The sequence below is a fragment of the Actinomadura bangladeshensis genome (genome assembly GCF_004348335.1).
Taxonomy (GTDB): Bacteria; Actinomycetota; Actinomycetes; order Streptosporangiales; family Streptosporangiaceae; genus Spirillospora; species Spirillospora bangladeshensis.
Window position 1 is genome coordinate 28721 of record NZ_SMJW01000021.1, and the last position, 21723, is coordinate 50443.

The 21723-nt window shown below is 69.9% G+C and carries 20 protein-coding genes; 9 read left to right on the forward strand and 11 right to left on the reverse strand.

Going from position 1 to position 21723, the window contains the following annotated elements; all coding sequences use genetic code 11:
• Positions 1 to 135 precede the first annotated feature (135 nt).
• Positions 136 to 3360, forward strand: a complete 3225-nt coding sequence (locus tag E1284_RS06755; protein ID WP_131938119.1) for a P-loop NTPase — start codon at positions 136 to 138, stop codon at positions 3358 to 3360.
• A 238-nt stretch (positions 3361 to 3598) separates the two neighbouring features.
• Here E1284_RS06755 and E1284_RS06760 read toward each other — a convergent pair whose 3' ends face one another.
• Positions 3599 to 4762: a tyrosine-type recombinase/integrase gene (locus tag E1284_RS06760; RefSeq protein WP_131938120.1), complete on the reverse strand. Its 1164-nt coding sequence runs from the start codon at positions 4760 to 4762 to the stop codon at positions 3599 to 3601.
• On the reverse strand, positions 4759 to 5151 hold the full coding sequence (locus E1284_RS06765) for a hypothetical protein (RefSeq protein ID WP_131938121.1): 393 nt from the start codon (positions 5149 to 5151) through the stop codon (positions 4759 to 4761). The genes E1284_RS06760 and E1284_RS06765 overlap by 4 nt, the downstream gene beginning before the upstream one ends.
• 187 nt (positions 5152 to 5338) lie before the next feature.
• Between E1284_RS06765 and E1284_RS06770 the strand changes: the two genes are divergently transcribed.
• Entirely contained in the window at positions 5339 to 5665 is a 327-nt protein-coding gene (locus tag E1284_RS06770; RefSeq protein WP_243714303.1) for a hypothetical protein, read from the forward strand.
• 176 nt (positions 5666 to 5841) lie between these two features.
• Here E1284_RS06770 and E1284_RS06775 read toward each other — a convergent pair whose 3' ends face one another.
• The 4 genes from E1284_RS06775 to E1284_RS06790 all read right to left on the reverse strand — a co-directional run bounded on the left by E1284_RS06775 (position 5842) and on the right by E1284_RS06790 (position 9900).
• Positions 5842 to 7248, reverse strand: a complete 1407-nt coding sequence (locus tag E1284_RS06775) for a YibE/F family protein (RefSeq protein ID WP_131938122.1) — start codon at positions 7246 to 7248, stop codon at positions 5842 to 5844.
• A 246-nt stretch (positions 7249 to 7494) separates the two neighbouring features.
• Positions 7495 to 8568: a galactose-1-phosphate uridylyltransferase gene (galT, locus tag E1284_RS06780; protein ID WP_131938123.1), complete on the reverse strand. Its 1074-nt coding sequence runs from the start codon at positions 8566 to 8568 to the stop codon at positions 7495 to 7497.
• Entirely contained in the window at positions 8565 to 8786 is a 222-nt protein-coding gene (locus E1284_RS06785) for a hypothetical protein (RefSeq protein WP_131938124.1), read from the reverse strand. Before E1284_RS06785 ends, galT begins: the two co-directional genes overlap by 4 nt.
• A gap of 319 nt (positions 8787 to 9105) precedes the next feature.
• Positions 9106 to 9900 (reverse strand): DeoR/GlpR family DNA-binding transcription regulator, encoded by a 795-nt coding sequence (locus tag E1284_RS06790; protein ID WP_131938125.1) that lies wholly within the window; start codon positions 9898 to 9900, stop codon positions 9106 to 9108.
• A 169-nt stretch (positions 9901 to 10069) separates the two neighbouring features.
• Here E1284_RS06790 and E1284_RS06795 point away from each other — a divergent pair, with 169 nt between their 5' ends.
• The 4 genes from E1284_RS06795 to glgX all read left to right on the forward strand — a co-directional run bounded on the left by E1284_RS06795 (position 10070) and on the right by glgX (position 14339).
• Positions 10070 to 10933, forward strand: coding sequence for a hypothetical protein (locus tag E1284_RS06795; RefSeq protein ID WP_131938126.1), 864 nt, complete (start codon positions 10070 to 10072; stop codon positions 10931 to 10933).
• Between the two features lie 59 nt (positions 10934 to 10992).
• Positions 10993 to 11556: a DUF4262 domain-containing protein gene (locus E1284_RS06800; RefSeq protein WP_131938127.1), complete on the forward strand. Its 564-nt coding sequence runs from the start codon at positions 10993 to 10995 to the stop codon at positions 11554 to 11556.
• Between the two features lie 24 nt (positions 11557 to 11580).
• The gene (locus E1284_RS06805) at positions 11581 to 12162 is read left to right on the forward strand and encodes a GNAT family N-acetyltransferase (RefSeq protein WP_131938128.1); all 582 of its coding nucleotides are present in this window, start codon (positions 11581 to 11583) and stop codon (positions 12160 to 12162) included.
• Positions 12163 to 12245: 83 nt separating this feature from the next.
• Positions 12246 to 14339, forward strand: a complete 2094-nt coding sequence (gene glgX / locus E1284_RS06810; protein ID WP_131938129.1) for a glycogen debranching protein GlgX — start codon at positions 12246 to 12248, stop codon at positions 14337 to 14339.
• A 7-nt stretch (positions 14340 to 14346) separates the two neighbouring features.
• Here the strand turns inward: glgX and E1284_RS06815 are convergent, their stop codons facing one another.
• Entirely contained in the window at positions 14347 to 14748 is a 402-nt protein-coding gene (locus E1284_RS06815; protein ID WP_131938130.1) for a hypothetical protein, read from the reverse strand.
• A 149-nt stretch (positions 14749 to 14897) separates the two neighbouring features.
• On the opposite strand from E1284_RS06815, the gene E1284_RS06820 reads away from it, so the two are divergent.
• Entirely contained in the window at positions 14898 to 15617 is a 720-nt protein-coding gene (locus E1284_RS06820) for a pyrimidine reductase family protein (RefSeq protein WP_131938131.1), read from the forward strand.
• Here the strand turns inward: E1284_RS06820 and E1284_RS06825 are convergent.
• On the reverse strand, positions 15599 to 16321 hold the full coding sequence (locus E1284_RS06825; protein ID WP_131938132.1) for a dihydrofolate reductase family protein: 723 nt from the start codon (positions 16319 to 16321) through the stop codon (positions 15599 to 15601). The two genes, E1284_RS06820 and E1284_RS06825, sit on opposite strands and share 19 nt — an antisense overlap.
• Positions 16322 to 16383: 62 nt before the next feature.
• Here E1284_RS06825 and E1284_RS06830 point away from each other — a divergent pair, with 62 nt between their 5' ends.
• On the forward strand, positions 16384 to 17475 hold the full coding sequence (locus tag E1284_RS06830; protein WP_131938133.1) for an ATP-dependent DNA ligase: 1092 nt from the start codon (positions 16384 to 16386) through the stop codon (positions 17473 to 17475).
• A 66-nt stretch (positions 17476 to 17541) separates the two neighbouring features.
• On the opposite strand, the gene E1284_RS06835 is transcribed toward E1284_RS06830, so the two are convergent.
• From E1284_RS06835 to E1284_RS06845, 3 genes are all read right to left on the reverse strand, one after another.
• A complete protein-coding gene (locus E1284_RS06835; RefSeq protein ID WP_165965151.1) occupies positions 17542 to 17766 on the reverse strand; it encodes a hypothetical protein in 225 nt (74 codons plus the stop codon).
• An 86-nt stretch (positions 17767 to 17852) separates the two neighbouring features.
• Positions 17853 to 19046: an RNA-guided endonuclease InsQ/TnpB family protein gene (locus E1284_RS43950; RefSeq protein WP_424923471.1), complete on the reverse strand. Its 1194-nt coding sequence runs from the start codon at positions 19044 to 19046 to the stop codon at positions 17853 to 17855.
• Positions 19033 to 19185 carry a twin-arginine translocation signal domain-containing protein gene (locus E1284_RS06845; protein WP_131938135.1) on the reverse strand — a complete coding sequence of 51 codons (153 nt, stop codon included), beginning with the start codon at positions 19183 to 19185 and terminating at the stop codon, positions 19033 to 19035. Before E1284_RS06845 ends, E1284_RS43950 begins: the two co-directional genes overlap by 14 nt.
• Positions 19186 to 19404: 219 nt before the next feature.
• On the opposite strand from E1284_RS06845, the gene E1284_RS06850 reads away from it, so the two are divergent.
• Positions 19405 to 21723, forward strand: a 2319-nt coding sequence (locus E1284_RS06850; RefSeq protein ID WP_131938136.1) for a HelD family protein, incomplete at its 3' end; no start/stop codon positions are given.

Below are 21723 nucleotides of genomic sequence, written 5' to 3' on the forward strand. Positions count from 1 at the left end.
GCTATTGATACACTCAGTTCATCTTGTGACGTCACGCTAACGAGGGATGCGGTGCCAGGCGGATCCGAGGCGGCAGCGGAACGCTACCTACCAGTCGACCTCTCACGCCAAGATCCACCACTTTATCGCCCGGCAGTGACCGACCCTAAGATCTCACTCCTCCCGTTCAACCACCTACATTGGGAGGATTTCGAGCGCCTACTGCTCGATATCGCGCAGGTCGTCGACGAGCTCGTCGAGGCGCGCAGGTATGGTATGCCCGGCCAAGAGCAGGCAGGCATCGACGTCGTTGGCCGATCCCGCGACGGCGACTGGTATGCCTACCAGGCAAAGAAGGTCGCCCGGCTGGAGCGGGCGCAGGCACACAAAGCGCTCGACGCGTTCGCTAGGGGGCGCCAGCCGTTTGGTGCGCGCAGGCTAGTCATTGCCACCGCGTGTCAGGGCACCCGCGCAGAAGTCAGTGACCTTATTCATGAATACCAGGCCAACCACCCGAACTTGAAGTTCGATCAGGTTTGGGATGCCGAGTATCTCAGCACCATCCTTCGAAGCCATCCATACATCGTCAGTCGATATTTTGGAGACGCTGTCGCCGGGCGCTTCTGCGACGCCGCGGCGCCGTCCAGAACAAAGCCTACGTCAGTGCTGACGCACGAGGAAATGCTCCGAGGGCTGCGCAGCAGACACACGTTTTTGCTGGGCAGCGAACTGCCTTTCGTCGGCCCAGGGTCGGATCACGAGGCCGACCCTGCTCGACTACTTTCCCGCCTTCCGGCATTGGATCCCCCAGGTGTACTCCTCGTCGGGCCCGCCGGGGCAGGAAAGACCCGTACCTGCTTTGAGGTGGCGGCACGAGCTCATGCTGCCGGGTGGCGGGTGTTGCACGTACCAGCGGGCTCCGAGGTGACCGTTGAGCAGCTCAGCGCGGACGTGCTTCGACCCGACCGTGGCCGCATCTTGCTGGTATTCGATCACATTGATGGATGTTCGCAGCTTGATCTGCGAGCCATGGCGGACAGGTTCCTGGCGGACGCCAAGCGGTCGGGGATGGACGTAACATTTCTGGCCTCGACACGTCCCGGCTCAAGGGACGATCTCATGGAACAACGAGGAGCCGGGTTCCTTTTCAAATTGGTGCGTCTCCGCGATGATCGGACGTACCGCTCGCAGGTCGCTGGGCACATCATTCATTCGGTCGCACCCGGCGCCGTTCGGGAACTGGGTGAGGCGGCGATGGCGAGGATATGCGGTCAGCGTCCAATCATCACGCTGCTCACCGCGCGGGCGATCGAGAGATACCTTGCGGACGGGCGTAGGGTGCCGGATGTTGTGAGTTCGCATGTTGGCCAACTGCGCCCGTGGCTACGGGATGCGCTCCGGCATGATCAGCTCACCCGTACCAACGCATCACGCCAGGGCCCTCTTGACGTGGCGGAGCCTTCCGCGCAGGAACTGGCATGCGTGGTGGCAGCGGCCGCCTGCCCCCAACCTCGTGTAGCCGTCGAAGCTGCTGTCAACGAATTGCCGGGGGCCGACTTCGGCGCATTGGCGGTTACACAACTACTGAGGCTGGGATGGCTGGAGGAGGCCAGCGGTCAACTCGTCACCGTTCACGACATCGTCACCGACGAACTCGTCGTGCAGTCGATGCTCCCACCGCCAAGCCACAGTATCCACGAACCTTCAGCGACGGCGGTCTGTGCGGCCTTGAGCCGGAACGGACGATCGTTCGCACTGCTGGCCGAGCATCTTCGCAGAGTCATGGTGGATCTGTCAGCGCAGACAGAGCGCCACCAGGCTGCCGACCTGGAACACTTCTGTTGGCAGTGGCTCATACAGCATCGGGTGCGGCTGGGTGAACTACTGGCATGTGCGGGCGGGGACGGCGAGCATGCACTGTTGACCATGGTTCTCGAACGGCCCTGGTGCGGGGCCGGCGCCGAGCACTGGGAAGAACTCGTATCTCCGTGGCTGGCCAGGGCGGAGGCAAGGCACGAGGCCACCTCGTTCCTGGCCACCGTCCTTCGGTCCGAGAACGCCCCTGCTGCGGGAGTCACCGCAGCCCTGTCATGGTTGTCGCGGCACCGCACCCAGACCGATGCCGACCAAGTAATGCGAGCCCTTCTCGGACGAACCGATCTGACGCCTACGCAGCACCGGTTCGTCCTGGAACATGCGATGGCCTGGGTCGAAGATCGACCTCGCTGGTCCGCCACACCCGAGGTCCTCTGCCGACTGCTGACCGGAGCGGTCACTCTCACCGAGCGGATAAAGGCAGCACGCTGCGCGCTTGGGTGGCTTCGACGAGACCGGAACCCTCAGCCCCATACCTTCCGGGTGGTACGCCTTCTCCTGACACTAGAGGATCTGCCGACAGAGATCCGTGACTCGACAGTGAGCACAGCGCTGGCCTGGGTTGAGGCTCACGACCAGGATGGCGCCCCCGTCCTTCGCACTTTGCTCCGGATCAAAACGCTTACAGAACCACAACGGCATCAAGTCGGTGTAACTAGTCTGCGCTGGCTACAAGAGCATCCGGCCAGACCAAGCCGGCGCCCCCTCATACATGCGCTACTCGACGGTGACCACGCCCGAGAATGCCTGGAGATTCTGTGGTCGCAGATACACGACAACGAGACCGATCCCATAGTAATCCACAGGATGCTCGAGGACGAGCGAATCAGTACCGAGCAGGCCCGGTTCATCATAGGTCAGGCCTTCGGCTGGCTTCAAAGCACCGAACCAGCCGCCCATAGACGCCTTGTGCTCACCGCACTCATGCACCGGCATGACCTTACCGCGGAGGAATCCGCATGTTTGACTGGTCACGCCATGGCCCTTGTCGACACAGATCCCGACCCCAAGTTCCTCACGGTTGTGCTGCACCGGGCCTCGTCTCTAAACGCTGAGCAAATCCGCCGCATTGTCGCCGTCACAGTCGAACAATACCGAGCACAGCGAAGCTTGAAGCTGAAACGGCCACTCGTCAACGCGCTGCTTCAGCGGTCCGACCTTGATTCCGATGAGGTGCGGATGGTCGTCGAATTGGCCCTGGGCCATCTGGATGCCGATGCATCCCTAAAGAGGGGGGACATTTTAATATCCCTTCTGGAACGCACTGACCTGCTCTCGAACGAACGCGAACGAGCATTTTCCCAAGCTCTTTTCTGGCTGGATGGAGGTAAAACTATATCGAATGTTCGTTACCCCTTCCTGTTGATTCGGCTTCTGAGACGTGCGGACCTACCGTCGCCGACGGCAGCGGCCTGCGAATACCATGCCCGGGAGTGGCTGGCCACGGCATCTTCTAACGACAAACGCGCTCAAGAGATAATCAATCACCTCCCCTACCGCAACTGAAATTGATCGTCGCCATTTACGGCCCTCTGATCGATAGGTCCCATCAGAGGGGGAGCATGTAATCGCCGGTCCAGCCGTTAAGTTGACACACCCACTTGGGCGCCCGTCTAACGTTAGCGTGCAGTCGGCGAGTGAGACGCCGACTGCACGACAGACCGCAGCCAGAGCTGCGGGGGAGGCGCTGGTGCGCTTCGGGCAGGTGCCCTCGCGCCCTTCCGGTACTCGTGTGTTGGAAGCGTTAGTTGCCTGTTGGGGTTTGCAGAGCGGTGAGGGCGTCGGTGACCAGGTGCAGGTCCGGGCGGGAGGTGGAGCTTTCGGCTGCGATCTGGCGGGCAAGGGGTGGGTCGATCATGGCTTGCATGCGGTGCATCATCGCCTCCATGCGCGCCAGCATCGCCTCTTGGGGGTCTGGTTGTTTGGTCTCGTATCCCAGCAGCACGTTCATCGTGGTTGCTGCGGCTTCGCTTTCTTCGGCCAGGGCCCAGACGTAGTGCGTGGTGGATGTCAGGTCGTTGTGGCCCAAGCGGGCCTGGACATCCGGGAGCGGGACGCCGTGTGCCAGAAGAAGGGAAGCGTGGGAGTGGCGTAGTTGGTATGGGGTCACATCGACACCGACGGCTTTGCGGGCCGGGATCCAGATGGTGCTCCATTCACTGGGCGCCAGGTAGTCGTTGCCGTCGCGGCGGACCCGCTGGCGGGTGACCTTGCCCTTGCGGGCCATCGCCTGCACCCGATACGCCGACCGATAGTCCCGGTAGGCCTGTACGCACGGCGCACACCTGCAGCCGTGCTTGCGGTATGTACTGATCTTGGTGTGAGTGACGCGTTCGCCGGTGACGGGTGAAATGAAGGTCGTCTTCGCGGCGGCTTCCATCTCTTCTGCGCTGCAGCGCGGGAGGTTGACCCAGGCAGTGTCCGGCATGAACAACCGGACCGGGAAGATCAGGTCGCCGGGTTTCATGCCGTGTTGTTCGACGTGGGCGCGGATCTTCTCCACCAGCGGATTGCCGACCTTGAATCGGCGGTGTTCTCCGTTCTTGGTGTAGGGGCGGGTCACGAACCGGCCACCGGTCGGGTGGAACTGCTTCGCTACCTCAACAGTCGAGCGGCACACGTTCAGCATGCCGGTGTCGTAGTCCAGGTCCCCCTCCTGGAAGGAGATCGCCTCGCAGAAGCGAACCCCAGTGGAGATGATGTACTCGGCGAACAGACGCTGCGTCGGCAGCGGCAGCTTGCTGCACAACTCCCAGAACACCGTCTCGTTGATCACTTTGATGTTCTTGTGCGCGGCCTGCTTGCCGACGTTCAGCCCCCGGACAGGGTTGTCGGTGCGGCAGCCCAGCAGGATCGAGAGGCCGAGCATCGCCGAGAGCACCTTCCGGCAGGCCCGCCGCGTGGTCACGTCCGCTCCGTCTCCGCCAGCCAGGTGAAGAACTGGACGGCGCGGGCAGAGTCGAAGGTCGCCACCCGATCGGCCTTCAGGAACGGGCGGACGTGGTTGATCCAGACCCCGAAGTAGGTCTGCATCGTGTTCGGCTCGACCCGGTGATGCCGCTGGAAGATCGGCCAGAACTCCTCGAACGTCATCGCGCGCCTCTGCGCCGGCGTCATCTCCCCCAGGACGCCGCCCTCGCGTCTGTTCTGCTCCCGGCGGGCCGCGGCCAGTGCCTCTAGTTCGTCGTCGTAGGTGCCTGCCGACCGGGGTGTCCCGGTCGTGTCGTAGTACATCCCCGTGTACCGGGTCGCCCCGGTGCGCTTGCTGACCTTCCTGGCTACGTACGGTTGCCGCACTGACTCCTCCTCTCGACCGGAGAACGAGTTAGCGAACCGGCTAGCGGACTGCCTGTCACAGCCCCGCACCAGCCACCACCTTGTATGATCAACATGCATGCTGACCTGCGATTTTACCTCATTTTCGAAGCCCCATCGAGTCTGGGAGGGCTCCGGCAACGTCGCGGCACTCGACGTGCTACGCGCCATGGCGAAGGAGCCGCAGACCGTCGAGGCGTACTTCACCGAGGTCGACCGGGCCGCCGGCGCCGACTCCCGCCTCGATGCCGCCGTCCGCGAGGTCAAGACCTCCCTCGCCGACCTGGAGACCATCGAGATCCGGGCCCGCCGCATCGTTGAGCGCATGGCGCTCACCCTGCAGGCATCACTGCTGGTCAGGCACGGCCACCCGGCCACCGCCGACGCCTTCTGCGCCACCCGCCTGGCCGGCGACTGGGGCGCCGCCTACGGCACCCTCCCCCCGGGCCTCGACCTGGCCCCGATCATCGACCGCGCCACCCCCAAACTCGGCTGACCCCGCTCCGAGGTCAGCGACCGGAGGCGCCACGTGGCGCGGGGCCGGCGGCAGCGAGGTCGGCCCCGCGGCCGAGGAGAGCGCGCCGTTAGGGCGGCCGGGCGGTTTGCCGCCAGGTGACCCAACGGCGGGTTCAGGCCGCTCTCGACACGCTGACCGGCTAGAGGGGACGGGACTCACCGGAAGGGGTCGGCGGAGCGGTCCGGCCAGGACGGCGGTGGGAGTTCGGTCGCCGGTGGGCGGGACGTGCGGTACCGGCCGCCGGCCGGCGTACTCACCGGCGGAGCGTGTCGGTGGTCATCGTCTTCTCCGGAGGGCGGGGCGTCCTCGCCCGCCTCGTCGGCGGCCGAGCCCCGGGAGCGCAGCAGCGCGGCGAGGGCGGTGGTGATCGGGACCGCGGCGATCAGTCCGAGGGTGCCGGCGGCACTGCGGACGATCTCGGTGGCCAGCGCCGGTCCCGTCAGCACGTCTCCCAGCGGCTGGCGGCCGATGCTCAGCAGGAGCAGCAGCGGCAGGGACGCCCCGGCGTAGGCGAGGATCACCGTGTTGATCACCGAGGCGATGTGCGCGCGGCCGATCCGGGCCGCCGCGCGGTACAGCTGGGCGAACCGGTAGGCGGGGTTGGCGCGCGCCAGCTCGGTGACGGTGGCGGCCTGGGTGACGGTGACGTCGTCCAGGACGCCGAGCGCGCCGATGATGATGCTGGCCAGGAGCAGTCCCTGGCTGTTGACGCTGTGGCTGAGGTCCAGGTTCAGCGAGGCCTCGTCGGTGATCCCCGACAGGTGCGTCAGGTTGATCGACACCGTGGCCAAGACCCCGGTCAGGGTGAGGCTGGCGATGGTGCCGATCACCGCGATCGAGGTCGCCATGGTGAACCCGTGCGTCAGGTACAGCACCGTCAGCATGATCGCCGCCGCGCACACGACGGCCGCCAGCAGCGGCGGCCGGCCGGCCAGGATCGCCGGGATCAGGAACTGCAGCAGCAGCACGAACGTGACCGCGAGGCCCAGCAGCGCGGTCAGCCCCCGCAACCGCCCGAACGCGACCACCGCCAGCGCGAAGGCCGCCCCGACCAGCCACAAGGGGGTGGACCGGTCGTGATCGGACAACTGGTAGGGGCTCACCTCGGGCGCCCCGGACTCCTCGGTGGCCTCAGCGGCGTCGGGCGTGTGCAGCAGCACCACTTTCTGGCCGGGGGTGAACACCGAGGTGCCCGGCCCGCTGGGCAGTTCGGTGCGCACGATCTGCCCGCTGTCGGCACCCGATGTCAGCTCCACCCGGGCGGTGCCGCACCGGCGCGGATCGGTGCGCGGAGCGTCCGAGGCCGGCTCGCCCGGCGGCGCCGCCTGCACCTGCTCGGGGCACGGCTCGAGATCGATGCCGACGATCGTGCCGGTCACCTTCGTCAACGCCGATCCCCCGCCGGCGGGGGCCTCGGGCTTGTCCGGCCACATCCACAGCACCGCGGCCAACGTCGCCACCGCGACCGGGACGATGACCGCCAGGACTGCGATCCGCACCGACCGCGAAGCCCTGGCCGCCCCGCCGTGCGCGTGGGTCCCGTGCGCGTGGTTGCCGCCCATCTCCGGCCGCTCCTTAACGTTGTTCGCCTTCCTGCACACTGGCCCGATCCACTGAAGCGGGCACCACTGCGTCCCTCACCGGCGGCTGCTGGGGCATGGGGCCTAGGGCGGATGCCAGTTCGGGGACCTTACTCGACATGAGCGGCTCCTCGGTGAACTGACCGGGTGCCCTATCCGGGCGGGAGGTGCGTTTCCAGCGTCTCCGCCTGGGTGAGACTGGACCGCCCGCCTCCCTTTGGCGCGCGGTCAGCCGGCCGCGCGCAGGCGGCGGGCGGCCTCCTCGGGGAGGACGTCGTTGATGAACGCGCCCGCTCCCGTCTCGCTCGCCGCGAGGTACTTGAGCTTGCCCTCCGCCCGGCGCGGCGTGAAGACCCGGATGGACAGGTGCGCCAGGTCGGCGTCCTCGCCCACCGGGGCCTGCTGCAGGTGGGCGACGTAGGGGGCGGGCGCGTCGAAGAGCCGGTCGAAGCGGCGCAGGACGTCCCGGTAGAGCACCATCAGCTCCAGGCGCTCGCCGGCGTCCAGCCCGGGCAGCCCGGTGACATGCCGGTACGGGTAGACGTGCACCTCGTACGGCCAGCGCGCCGCCTCGGGGACGAACGCCACGAAGCGGTCCGACCGGGCGACGACCCGTTCCGCGGCCCGCTCGGCGGCCACGATGCCGCAGAACAGGCAGGAGCCCCGCTCGGCCCGGTGGCGGCGCGCCGTCTCCAGCGCGCGCGCCGCGCTCGCCGGGACGAAGGGGTAGGCGTAGATCTGGCCGTGCGGGTGGTGCAGCGTCGTGCCGATCTCCACGCCGCGGTTCTCGAAGACGAAGACGTACTCGGTGTCGGGGCGCCGGCTCAGTTCGGCGGTCCGGTCCGTCCAGGCGCGGGCGACCGTCTCCAGCCGCCGGTCCGGCAGGACCGAGAAGGACGCGTCGTGGTCGCTGGTGAAGCAGACGACCTCGCAGCGTCCGCCGGCGGGCGCGCCGCCGAGGGAGGGGAACCGGTTCTCGAAGGTGACGACGTGGTAGTCGGCGGCCGGGATCTCGCTGTGCCGCCCGCCCGCCGACGGGCAGAGCGGGCATTCGCTCTGCGCGGGCAGGTGCGTGCGGTCCTGCCGGTGCGCCGCCATGACCACCCACTCCCCCGTCACCGGGTCGAGCCGCAGCTCCGACCTCGGCTTGTGCGCGGGGAGCGGACGCAGGTCGGGCGCGGACCGGTCGTGGCCGGGCTCGTCGTCGAAGTAGATGAGTTCCCGCGAGTCGGCCAGCAGGACCGGCGTGCGGAGGGGGCTGAGGCTGTCCAGGACGTCGTCTCCGGTGTCGAATTCGGTCATGCCGGCGCCGGGTCGCGGAGGTCCTCCGGCTGCGGGACGAAGACGTCGGCAAGCCCGCGCAGCCCCGCCAGCAGCGCCGGCGTCGCCACGACCGGCCGCACCCCGACGAAGGCGACCAGCGATCCGCCCGCCGGCCCGCCGGCGGCGCCGGCCGGCAGCGCGACGCCGGCGGCCGTGATGAGCGGTGCGTCCGGCGCGGCGGCCTGGGGTTGCGACACGGGCTGCTCCCGGTGGGCGGCGGGCGGCCCCGGGGTGAGTGGGTCTGCGCACCCGCCGCCCGGTCTGGAGGCGGAACGGATCAGTCGGGGGTCAGGATCGGCCAGTGGTCGGTTGCCGAACCAAGCTGGTGCCGCCATTCAGCCACCTTCGATCAGTTTCTGTCAACATCGCTCACATAACGCCATGGCCGCGGGTGCGGACGACCGTCCATGGACAGCGGCGCCCGCGCACGTGGGGACAGTACGACCCGCACCGGCGATGACGGTCGGTGACGGTTCTTGATCGGTTCTGCGAGGGAGATACCGGAGCGCGCCCGGCCTAGGCGTCGTCGCGGACGGAGGCGACCCAGACGTCGACGCCCGCGTTCTCGAACTCCGCCAGCTCCGGCTTCGGCGCCTGCGCGTCGGTCACGAGGAACGCGATCTCGTCGGCGGGCACCGTCTGGAACATCGTGTCCACGCCGACCTTCGTGTGGTCCACGAGGGCGACCACCTCCTGGGCGGAGTGCGCCAGGGCGCGGTCGACACCCGCGACCAGCATGTTCGGCGTGGACAGGCCGCGTTCGGCGGTGAGCCCGTTGCCCGAGATGAACGCCCGGCGCACCCGCAGGCTGGCCAGCGTCTGCTCGGCGGCCCCGCCGACCAGGGCGTGGATGGCGCCGCGCAGCGAGCCGCCCGTCATCACGACCTCGACGCCGCGCGCCTCGGCGAGCACCTGGGCGACGAGCAGCGAGTTGGTGACGACCGTGAGCGAGTCGAAGCCGATGAGCTCGCGGGCCAGCTCCCGGGTGGTCGTGCCCGCGCCGACCACGATCGCGTCGCCCTCCTCGACCAGCTCGACGGCCAGCCGCGCGATCGCCGTCTTCTCCGCGGGGGCGACCTGGGCCTTCTGCCGGTAGGTCGGCTCCCGGGACAGCCCGCCGGGCGCGACCGCGCCGCCGTGCCGGCGGTCGAGCAGCCCCTCGGCCTCCAGCGCCCGGATGTCGCGGCGCACGGTCGCCTCGGACGCCTCCAGCGAGGCCGCGAGGTCGCGCATGGAGACCGCGCCGTTCGCGCGGACCATCTCCAGCAGCCGCTGGCGCCGCTCGGCCGCGAACCCCGGACGACGTGGCATGCGGGCCCTTCCCGGAACGTTCCGACACTGACGCTGGCACCCCGATGATGCCAGATCACGGCGTCAGGGCCGGTCCGCCGGGGAACGGGTGTGGACGCGGCGGGCATTCCGCCGCCTAAAATGGTCCATTCTTCAGCCCTTTCGGTGCTGACCGACAAACGGAGATCCGGTGTCCTTTCGGTGGCTCACCGCGATGGCGGTGGCGCTGCTCGCGCTCGCCGTCCTCGCCGGCTGCGGAGGCGGCGGCGCGCCCCCTCCGCAGCGGGCCCGGGTGGACGTCACCGTGCTCGAAAACGGGGGCGCGGAGGTCGATCTGCACGCGGCCGGGCGGCTCCCGTCGGACGCCGAAGTGCGGGCCTTGGCGGGCCGCATCGCCCGCGAATTGTTCCCCGGCGCGCGAACAGTTCGCGTCAGTACCCGAAAAGGACGCGGCATCCCCTTTGCCCGAGCCGAGGTGGACCGCGCCTACCGGACGGGCCGGAAAGCGTCATTGCGGATCGACACGTCCGGCGCGCTGCGCCGACTCACCGCGAAGGGCTTCGAGGACACGGCGCTGAGGCTGCACATCCCGCCGGTGCCGGCCGCGGTCCGGACACTCGCCGGCGCCCCGGCCGCCGAGCACGTCTGGCGCCTGCGCCAGGGCGGCCCCGCGCCCGTCGTCGCGGTCGGCATGAGACCGAGCCCGGCCCGCTGGTGCGGGGCGATGGCGCTGCCCGTGCTCGGCGCCCTCGGCGTCGCGCTCGGGTTCTTCGCGCGGCGCCGCGCGCTGGCGCTGCCCGCGGCCGCGGCCGCGGTGGCCGCCGGGGTCCTGGCGGTCGTCCTCGCGGCGGGCCGGCAGGGCGCCAACCTCGGCGTCGCGGGCCTGCTCGACGGCACGGTCCTGGAGGTCGCGTCGGTCCTGCCGCTGACGGCCGTGCCGCTCGGCCTGCCGGCGGTGATGCTGCTGGGGACCGCGGCCGCCCGGCGGCTGACCGGGCCGGGCACCGCCGGGACGTACGAGGCGCGGCCGCGGGACACGGGCGTGTTCTGGTGACGTCCGCTGGGGAGGGCACCGGCGCGGACCGAGGGTCGATAGATCGTAAACTGAGGGTCATGTCCGGCGACCGCCCCTCGTGCACCTGCGTGATCTGCCGCGACTACGGCGACCGCGACCGCCTGGACAACTTCCAGCTCCGCACGATCGTGCACATCGCCCAGTACGGGTGGAGCGTCGTCCTCGTGCAGCCGGACGCCGACGGGCCCGGCTGGGCCTACACGATCGGCCTGTGGCACAGCCACCGGGCGCCCGAGCTGGCGATGTTCGGCGGCGACGTGTACGAGACCGAGGAGATCCTCAACGTGCTCGGCCGGCAGACCGCCGAGGGCGCCGGCCCGGCCGGCGGCGAGCGCCGCGACGGCGTCGTCCGGGGGCAGCAGGCCGCGTTCCGCGACGTCGACCCGCACTGGCTCGACGGGCTGTTCGCGGGCGCGGTGGCGTTCTACCGGCGCCCCCCGCTGCCGGTCCTCCAGGTCGTCTGGCCGAACCGGCACGGCCTGTTCCCCTGGCAGCCGGGCACCGACCTGCAGTTCCGGCACGCCCAGCCGTGGCTGTGGCTCGACCCGAAGCAGCATCCGGCCGGCCTCTGGACACGGCGGCTCGAAAACGGGCGGCGCTGAGGGGGCCGGGCATACGATCGGCGGGTGTACGGGCCGATCGCGGAGACCATCCGCACCCAGCGCCTCGTCCTGGAGCCGCTGGCGGTCCACCACGCGGACGAGATGGCCCCCGTCCTGGACGATCCGCGCCTGCACCGCTACATCGGCGGCGAGCCCCTCACCCGCGACGAGCTGCGCGCCCGCTACGAGCACCTCGTCGCGGGCCCGGCCCCCTTCCACCAGGAATGCTGGCTGAACTGGATCGTCCGCCGCGCCCGGGACGGCCAGGCCGTCGGCTACGTCCAGGCCACGGTCACGCCCACGGCGCCCGGCTTCACCGTGACTCCCCCGTCCGCCGGGTCGACGGTCACGCCGGGGCCGCCGCGCGCCGTCGCCTCCGTCGCCTGGGTCATCGGCATGCCCTACCAGGGGTTCGGCTTCGCGACCGAGGCCGCCCGCGCCCTGCTGGCCTGGCTCCGCGCGCACGGCGTCGCGGCCATCGTCGCGACCATCCACCCCGGCAACCGCGCGTCCGCCGCCGTCGCGGCCAAGCTCGGCCTGCACCCCACGGACGAGACGAGCAACGACGAGATCGTCTGGCGCCCGCCCCCGGAGCCACCGCGGTAACACTCTGGCGGCGGGTGGGGGCTGGAGGACGGTGGGTAGGCGACAATCGACAGGCCAGGATGAATCGGCCGGGAGGGGAGAGCATGCGGGAGGTGTGGCCCGGGGATCCCTATCCGCTGGGCGCCACCTGGGACGGCACGGGCACGAACTTCGCCCTGTTCTCCGAGGTGGCGCGGCGGGTCGAGCTGTGCCTGTTCGACGCCGACGGGACCGAGACGCGGCGCGACCTGCCGGAGGTCGACGGGTTCGTGTGGCACGGCTACCTGCCCGGCATCGGGCCCGGCCAGCGGTACGGGTACCGGGTGCACGGGCCGTTCAGCCCGCGGGACGGGCACCGCTGCAACCCGTCCAAGCTGCTGCTCGACCCGTACGGCAAGGCCGTGGCGGGCGATGTCCGCTGGCACGAGTCGCTGTTCTCCTACCGGTTCGACGACCCGGACGCGCTGAACGAGGACGACAGCGCCGCCCACATGCCGAAGAACGTCGTCATCAACCCGTTCTTCGACTGGGCGGACGACCGGCCGCCGCGCGTCCCTTACCACGAGAGCGTCATCTACGAGGCGCACGTGAAGGGCCTGACGAAGATGCATCCGGGCATCCCGGAGGAGCAGCGCGGCACGTACGCGGGGCTCGCGCACCCGGTGATGATCGACCATCTGCTCGACCTCGGCGTGACGGCGGTGGAGCTGATGCCGGTGCACCAGTCGATCCCCGAGCACGCGCTGGTGGCGCGGGGCCTCGACAACTACTGGGGCTACAACACCATCGGGTTCTTCGCGCCGCACAACTCCTACAGCTCGTCCGGGCAGTACGGGGAGCAGGTGCTGGAGTTCAAGGCGATGGTCCGCGCCCTGCACGAGGCGGGCATCGAGGTCATCCTGGACGTCGTCTACAACCACACCGCCGAGGGCGACCACCTGGGCCCGACGCTGTCGTTCCGCGGCATCGACAACGCGTCCTACTACCGGCTGCGCGACGACGACAAGCGCTACCACCTCGACTACACCGGCTGCGGCAACTCGCTGAACGTCCGCAACCCGCACGCGCTGCAGCTCATCATGGACTCGCTGCGCTACTGGATCCTGGAGATGCACGTCGACGGGTTCCGCTTCGACCTCGCCTCGGCGCTGGCCCGGGAGCTGCACGACGTCGACCGGCTGGCCGCGTTCTTCGACCTCGTCCAGCAGGACCCGGTCGTCTCGCAGGTGAAGCTGATCGCCGAGCCGTGGGACGTCGGGGAGGGCGGCTACCAGGTCGGCAACTTCCCGCCGCTGTGGACGGAGTGGAACGGCAAGTACCGCGACACGGTCCGCGACTTCTGGCGCGGGTCGTACGCGACCATGCCGGAGTTCGCGTCCCGCCTCACCGGGTCGTCCGACCTGTACGAGCACAGCGCGCGGCGGCCGTTCGCGTCCATCAACTTCGTGACCTGCCACGACGGGTTCACGCTCACCGACCTCGTCTCCTACGACCACAAGCACAACGAGGCCAACGGCGAGAACAACCGGGACGGCACCGACGACAACCGCTCCTGGAACTGCGGCGTGGAGGGTCCGACCCGCGACCCCGCCGTCCTGGAACTGCGCGCCCGCCAGCGGCGCAACTTCCTCGCGACGCTGTTCCTGTCGCAGGGCGTGCCGATGCTCTCCCACGGCGACGAGCTCGGCCGCACGCAGAAGGGCAACAACAACGCCTACTGCCAGGACAACGAGATCGCCTGGGTCCGCTGGGAGGACTCCGACGACATGGAGTTCGTCCGGATCCTGTCCCGCCTGCGGCACGACCATCCGGTGTTCCGGCGCCGCCGCTTCTTCACCGGCAGGGGCACCGGTGCCGCCGCCGACATCGCCTGGCTCACCCCGGCCGGCGACAGCATGACCGACCAGGACTGGAACGTCGGGTTCGCGAAGTCCCTCGGCGTGTTCCTCAACGGCGACGCCATCACCGAACCGGACCCGCGCGGCCGCCGCGTCCGCGACGACTCGTTCCTCCTGCTGATCAACGCGGGCTCCGAGCCGGTCGAGTTCACCCTTCCGGGCCCCGAGTACGGCGAACGCTGGGAGTACACCCTCGACACCGCCGAGCACGACTCCTTCGGCGACCGTCCCCGCCTCAAGGCCCGCGACACCGTCCCCCTGACCGACCGCGCCCTGCTGGTCCTGCGGAGGCTCCCCTAGGACGCGTTCAGGCGCCGGTGACCTGGATGGCGGTCAGGAACACCAGCACGACCGTCGTGACCGCCACCGCGCCGTGCACGGCCACCGCCGCGGCCGGGAACACCTGCTCCGCGCCGCGGGCGTGGCGGCCGCCGCACCCCACCAGCCAGCGGGTGAACAGCATGAAGCCCTGCAGGGCGACGACCAGCAGGGCGATGAACGCCGCCCACGCGCAGGCGGTGTTCCCGGTGACCAGGTAGGCGATCCAGACGGCGAGTCCCGCCACGGCGGCGAGCGGATGGCCCACCACGACCAGGACCGGGAACCGCGTCACCTTGGTCGAGCGTCCCCCGTTCAGAATCCAGATGACCAGCAGGTAGCCGCCCGCCACGGCGGCGAGGATCCACGCGCACAGCGCCGCGTACTCCACCCCCCGCTCCCTTCTGCGAAAGTTCTCGTCCCCGTCCCCCAGGGGCAAGTGTCGCCTCCCGCCGCGCCCGCCATGACGAATTCGTACATATTGGTGCACAGCCTGTTAGCCGGCCGGTTGAACGCGGCGTGCAGTAGCGTGAGGGGTCTATGCGTGCTCTCTCTCAGGAGCCCGGCGAGGTCGATCTCGCCGAGCGCTACGCGTATCCGGCCGGGACCACCTGGCTGCGGGCGAACATGGTCGCCAGCCTGGACGGGGCGGCGCAGCGCGACGAGCGCAGCGGCGGCCTCGGCAACGCCGCCGACCGGCACCTGTTCCTGCTGCTGCGCGGGCTCGCCGACGTCGTCATCGTCGGCGCGGGCACGGTGCGCTCGGAGGGGTACGGGCCGGTCAAGCGCAGCGAGGGCTGGGACGGCGTCCGGGACGGGCGCACGCCGGTGCCGCCGATCGCGGTCGTGTCCCGCACCCTCGACCTGGACTTCGACGCGCCGATCTTCACCGAGGCGCAGGTCCCGACGATCGTGCTGGCGACCGCGACCGCCGACCCCGTCCGGCTGAAGGCGGCGCGGGAGCGCGCCGACGTCATCATCGCCGGTAAGGACTCCCTGGACTTCTCCGTCGCCGTGCAGGAGCTCGCGGCGCGCGGCCACAGGCGCCTCCTGTGCGAGGGCGGTCCGGGCGTCCTCGCACAGGTGGTGGCGGCCGGTCTGCTGGACGAGCTGTGCCTCACGCTGAGCCCGGTCCTGCTCGGCGGGCGTCCGGTGCGGATCCTGAACGGGCCGCCGGTGCCGGTCCCGCCGGAGATGGCGCTCGCCGACGCCCTGCAGGACGAGGAGTTCCTCTTCCTGCGCTACACCCGCAACCGGTAGCGGATGAACAGCACGCCCTCGTCGAGGTAGAGGGCGGCGGGGGCGAGCGGCACCTCGGCGTCCAGGCCGTCCAGGAGGCGCGTGTGGCGGGGGCCTCCGAGAAGGGTCGGGGCGATGCTGAGGCACAGTTCGTCTACGAGGGACGCACGGATCAGCGCCGTCGCCAAGGCGGGGCCGCCTTCGCAGAGGAGATGCTCGTAGCCGAGGTCTTCGCGGAGGGTGTTGATGGCGGCAGGGAGGTCGACGTCGTCTTCGCCTTCTGCGACGACCTCTATGTGGCTTGGGGCCTTCTGCCGGTTGCTCTGGGACGTCACCACGATGGTGGGCGTCTCGGCCTCGGTGAACAGCGGGAGCGTCCAGTCGAGGTCGAGCGAGCGGCTCACCACGACGATGGGGGCGGGCGGTCTTCCGCGGCGCGCGCGCAGATCGCGGCGTAGGCGGGCAGGGCCGAGGCGTCCTGTGCGTACCGTGCCGGCGCCCACGAGGATCGCGTCGGTCAGGGCGCGCAGGGTCCGGAAGACGCGGAAGTCGGCCTCGCCGCCGAGGCGGTCCGTCCAGCCTTCGGCGTCGGTGACGGAGCCGTCCACGCTCATGACCATGCCGAGCCGCAGCCCGGGCTGGTCGCCGTACGCCTCGTAAGGGTCGACGCAGACGTCGGCGGAGGGGTCGGCGCCGGCGGCGGGCTCGGGCAGCAGACGGCGCATGACCTGCACGTTATCGGACCCCGGGATGGTGTTCTGTCGGTGCCGGGGAGCAAGATGGCGGGATGGACCTGCCGATCAGCCCGCCGCTGCCGCCGATGCTGGCCAAGGCGGTCAAGACCATGCCCAGGGGCGACCTGCTGTACGAGCCGAAGTGGGACGGCTTCCGCTGCATCGTGTTCCGCGACGGCGACGAGGTCGAGCTGTCCAGCCGCGGCAAGAAGCCGCTCACCCGCTACTTCCCCGAAGTGGTCGAGGCGGTGCGGCGCGAGCTGCCGGAGCGGTGCGTGATCGACGGCGAGATCGTGCTGCCGAAGGGCACGCGGCTCGACTTCGACGGCCTCCAGCAGCGCATCCACCCGGCCGCGTCGCGGATCAAGCTGCTCGCGGCGGAGACCCCCGCGTCCTTCATCGCGTTCGACCTGCTGGCGCTCGGCGGCGAGTCACTGCTGGAGGTCCCGCTCGGCGAGCGGCGGCGGCGGCTCGTCGACACCCTCGCGGGGGTGAAGGCGCCGATCCACGTGACGCCGGCGTCCGACTCCTACGAGCTGGCGCTGCGCTGGTTCGACGAGTTCGAGGGCGCCGGGCTGGACGGCGTCATCGCCAAGCCGCGCGACACCGCGTACGAGCCCGACAAGCGCGTCCTGTTCAAGGTCAAGCACGAGCGCACGGCCGACTGCGTGGTGGCGGGGTTCCGCTGGCACAAGTCGGGCCCCATCGTCGGGTCGCTGCTGCTCGGGCTCTACAACTCCGAGGGCAAGCTCCAGCACGTCGGGGTCGCGGCCTCGTTCACGCTGGAGCGCCGCGCCGAACTCGTGGAGGAGCTGAAGCCGTACCGGCTGGAGGACCTCTCCGAGCATCCGTGGGCCGAGTGGGCGAGCCAGAGCGAGGCGACCGTCGACCGGATGCCGGGCGCGGTGTCCCGCTGGACGGGCAAGAAGGACCTCAGCTGGGTGCCGCTGCGTCCCGACCTGGTCGTGGAGGTGGCGTACGAGGCGATGGAGGGCGCCCGCTTCCGGCACACCGCCCGCTTCCGCAACTGGCGCCCCGACCGGACGCCGGAGTCCTGCACCTACGAGCAGCTGGAGGTGCCGGTCGCCTATGACCTGAGCGACATCTTCAGCGGCGGGGCGACGAAGGCGCGGGTCGACCGCTGAGGCGGCCGGGCCGGGCGCGGCGGCGTGCCGCGCCCGGCTTCCGGCCGCAGCGGGTCAGGGCTCAGGTCAGGGCTGGGTCTCGTTGTCGATGGTCTGCTGGATCAGGTCGCGCTCCGGCTGGGCCGACGTCTTCGCCTGCGCGTACGGGCGCAGGTAGGTCTGGTTGACGCCGGGGACGCGGTCCTCGATGACGAAGGTGGCCTTGGTGGAGATCTCCGCGCCCGGCGTACGGACGGTCGGCAGCGTCTTGAAGTCGGCCTTCATCTCGTCCTTGCCGATCCTCGTCAGCACGTAGCCCCGCTGGTTGTTTTGGCATCCTCCCCACCCAAGGTGAAGGTGAGGATTCCAACCGAGCCCCTTCGGAACCCGATTGAGGTTCACGGTTCGTCGCCCCGCCCAACGGCTGGAGGGCTCCCCGTACTGCCACCGCAATACCCTGCGGCGGTCCTGCAGATGTTGCGAGCCGCGTTCACATCGGCGTTGCCGACGTGGCCGCAGGATCGGCACCGAAAGCGCGCTTGGCTCTCACGCGCATCTCGGTCTACGATCCCGCACGCCGAACACCGCTGGCTGGTGTAGGCGGGATTGACTTTAACGACGCGCTCTGGCGCCTTCTGCTCCAAACGCCGGGCTAGTACACCCCATACGTTGCTGCGGATGGCTCTATTCAACCCAGCTTTCTGGCGAACGTTACTCCCAGGTGCATCGATGGTGCCTCGCGCAGACCGTGTCATGGTCAGCACGTTGAGGTCTTCGATGGCGACTTGGTCGAACCGACGCGCCAGGTCCGTCGTAGTCTTCTCAACCCAATCTCGGCGTCGGTCGGTCGCCCGAGCTTGCAGCGTCGCGATCCTGGTCTTCAGTCGCGTACGGCGTTTCGAGCCCGGCTGGGCACGGGCCAGACGGCGTTGTAACCTCAGCAGGCGCTCGGCTTGCTTGATCGACAGCACAGGGGCATACAGTAGTTCTCCCGTACACAGGGCCGCTGATACTGCAACACCACGGTCCACGCCGACATTCGCTCCGTTTCCGGGCGCACCGATCGGGCTCGGAATGTACGCAAACGCTATGTGCCAGCGCCCCGATCGATCGCACGTCACCCTGAATGACTTGAAACCGTCCGGCACAGAGCGCGACCAGCGGAATCGCACCCACCCCACCTTGGGCACCTTCACCTCGCCCATGCGGCGCGATAGTCGACGCACATCACCGGGTTTGACGCCGACGATGCGAAATCCCTCATCCCGCCCGGCCTTACGCCAGGTAGGGCGGCCGTGAGTGCGATTGAAGAAGCCGGCCATCGCCCGTGCGAAGTCTTTGAGCGCCTGCTGTTGAACAACCGCCGAGCCAGCACGGAGCCAAGAGAATTCCGCCCGCGCCTCGGAAAGTTGTCGGCATTGCTCGACGAATGCCGGCGCGCTTCGACGGCCCGGCCTCCAATATGAGTACTGCTCCACCGCCAGGTTCCAGACAAATCGGGCGTGCCGACAGTGCTCCCGCAAGATCTTCTCTTGAGTGCAGGTCGGCACAAGGCGGTAACGGGTCACGCATGAGACGCTACAGAGCGCCACTGACAAAACGAAGGGACTGCCGGAACGATGCTTGTTCCCGGCATGCGGCGTGGGCGGTGCCGGACAGGACGGTGGCGGTGGCGAGACCGCTCGTGACGAGGAACGTGCGCCGGTTCAGCGGGCGGGCGGAGTCGGCCATGAGGAAGCGACCTTTCGGAGGGATCCGGCAGTGATCGCCGGACAGCCTCACGAAGATCGGTGACCGATGGGCACCGCGCGGATGACGCCCGCCGCAACAGAGACGATCTTTTGGGCGGCGCTAGAAGATCATGCAGGGCGGCGCGAAGGATGCTAGGCTGACCAACTCAGAAGTTGCGCACAAAAAACCTAATCCTATGAATAGGAGTGTAGTCGAAGCATGGGACTCCGTCAAGCGGACGCTGTCAACCCCGGCCGCGATGATTCCGCGCCGATGCGCACCGAGCAGGCGTACGTGTCCCGCGTGTACGCCCGGCTCGACGTCGAGCGGGCGAAGGCCGAGGCGGCGCTGCGCGAAGGCCCGGCGGCGGGCGGCGGCGCGGCGTTCCAGGCGCGGGTGGAGCGCGCCGTCGCGACCGACGAGGCGGCCCGCCGGCTCGCCCGGCTCGGCGGCGTCGAGCACGCCCTGTGCTTCGGCCGGATCGACCACCGCGCCGACGCCGCCGGGCCCGGCGACACGTTCTACATCGGCCGCATCGGCCTGCGCGACGAGGACCACGAGCCCATCCTGATCGACTGGCGCGCCGCCGCGGCCCGGCCGTTCTACACCGCCACCCCCGGCGCGCCCGGCACCCTCGCGCGCCGCCGCCACCTGCACCTGCGGCACCGCGAGGTCGTCCGGCTGGACGACGAGGTCTTCGACCTGGAGGGCCTGGAGGAGTCGGAGCGGCGCGGCATCGTCGGCGAGGCCGCCCTGCTCGCCACCCTGCGCCGCGGCCGGACGGGCCGGATGAGCGACGTCGTCGCGACCATCCAGGAGGAGCAGGACCAGGTCATCCGCTCCGGCCTGCACGGCGTGCTCGTCGTCCAGGGCGGGCCCGGCACCGGCAAGACGGTCGCCGCCCTGCACCGCGCCGCGTACCTGCTCTACACGCACCGGGACGTCCTCGAACGGCGCGGAGTGCTCGTCGTCGGCCCGAACGCCACGTTCCTCCGCTACATCGAGCAGGTCCTTCCCGGCCTGGGCGAGACCGATGTCGCCCTGGCGACGGTCGGCGAGCTCTACCCGGGCCTCAAGGCGACCGCGCGGGAGGTGCCCGAGGTCGCCGTCATCAAGGGCGACATCCGCATGGCCGACCTCGTGCAGGCGGCCGTTCACGACCGGCAGCGGGTGCCCTCGGACGGCCTCCATGTCGACGTGGACGGCCTCACCCTCACCGTGGACGTCGAGAAGTGCACGCAGATCCGTGACCGCGCCCGCGCTCTGCGTCTCCCACACAACGTCCAGCGGCGCCGCTTCGTCCACGACATGCTCGAAGCCCTCGCCGTCAACCGCGCCGAGCAGTACGACCGCATCATGGACGAGCCCCTGGAGGAGATGGCGAAATCCGGCGGGCTCCCCGACTGGCTCCAGGAGCTCATCGACGAGGCCGCGGACGAACCCCTCCTGGACGAAACCGACCTCCGCCTGGCCAAGGAGGCCCTCTGGCAGGACGCGTCCGTCCACAAGGCGCTGAACGAACTCTGGCCCGAGCTGACACCGCAGCAGCTCCTGACCGACCTCTACGCCTCCCCCGGCACCCTCGCCCGCCTCGGCGGCCGGGCCGGCCTCGACTGCGCGCCCCTGCACCGTCCGGCCGGCTCACCCTGGACCGTCTCCGACGTCCCCCTCCTCGACGAGGCCGCCGAGCACCTGGGCAAGGACGACTCCGCCGACCGGGCCCGCCGGCGCGCCGCCGACGCGGCCCGCGCCGAGGAGGAGCGCTACGCCCGCGAGGTCATCGAGTCCGCCGGCACCACGAACCTGCTGTCGGCCCGCGACGTGATCTCCGCGGACGAGCTGGCCGAACGCCACCACGACGACGGCCCGCCCCGCACCACCGCGCAGCGCGCCCTCGCCGACCGCGAATGGGTGTACGGCCACGTGATCGTGGACGAGGCGCAGGAACTCTCCGAGATGGCCTGGCGGACGGTGATGCGCCGCGTCCCCACCCGCTCCATGACCGTCGTCGGCGACATCGCGCAGACCGGCAACGCCGCCGGCGCCGCCACGTGGGGCCAGATGCTCGACCGCTACGTCCCCGGCCGCTGGCGGGAGCAGCGCCTCCTGGTCAACTACCGCACCCCGGCCGCCATCATGCGGGTCGCCGCCGGCGTCCTCGCCGCCGTGGACCCCGGCCAGACACCGCCCGAGCCCGTCCGCGACGACGGCCCGCCGCCCACCGCGGTGGCCCTGCCGGTCACCGGCCTCCCGGCGCTCGTGCGGTCCGAACTCGCCCTCGTCACCGACGACGCCTCCGCCGCGGGCCGCCTCGCCGTCATCGCCTCCGGAGCCCGCCACGCCGCCGTCCTGGACGCCCTCCCGGACGCCGCCGCCGGCGCGACCCCCGAGGCGCTCGACTCCCCGGTCGTCGTCCTCACCACCGAGGAGGCGAAGGGCCTGGAGTTCGACGCCGTCATCGTCGTCGACCCCTCCGGCATCCTCGCCGAATCCCCCAAGGGCGGCCAGGACCTCTACGTCGCCATGACCCGCCCCACC